This window comes from Paenibacillus sp. 598K (genome assembly GCF_003851045.1).
GTDB lineage: Bacteria > Bacillota > Bacilli > Paenibacillales > Paenibacillaceae > Paenibacillus_D.
Genome location: NZ_BFBX01000176.1, coordinates 23,869 through 24,349, shown reverse-complemented (window position 1 = coordinate 24,349; position 481 = coordinate 23,869). Strand labels below are relative to the sequence as shown.

At 78.0% G+C, this 481-nt stretch carries 1 pseudogene; it reads left to right on the top strand.

The window, feature by feature from the left end:
• Nucleotides 1-481 (top strand): annotated as a pseudogene (locus tag PA598K_RS36790) (hypothetical protein); the annotation flags it as partial.

The window sequence follows — 481 nt, the reverse complement described above, 5'->3', positions numbered from 1 at the left end:
CCTCGCTGGCCGTGGCCGCGCGCCCTCAGCGCCCTCCTGACGCTGGCGCTGCTGGCTGCTGCTGCCGCGTCCGGGCTGCGTGCCGACGCGACGCTGACGGCACGGCAGCAGGCGCTCGCCGCCACGGGCGAGGCGCGCCTCGCGGCGCTGCGCGAGGGGCTGGCCGCGCATCCGCAGGATACGCGGATGCGCCTGGAGCTGGCGGCGCTCGCCCCGCTGCAGGAGCGGGCGACGCTGCTGGCGGCGGGACTGCGGCATGATCCGCAGTCCTGGCCGCTCAACTGGGCGCTCGGCGCGGCGCATGCCGAGCGCGGCGATACGCAGCAGGCGGCGGCGTACCTCCGCCGCGCGCTGCGGCTGGACCGCTACGACAAGGCGAAGCAGTCGGCAGCGGTCCAGTGGTTGGCTTGGCTCGCGGCAGAGCATCGCGAGGCGGGCCGCCTGAGCGAGGCGCGGGCTGCTGCGGCCGCCGGCGCCGAGG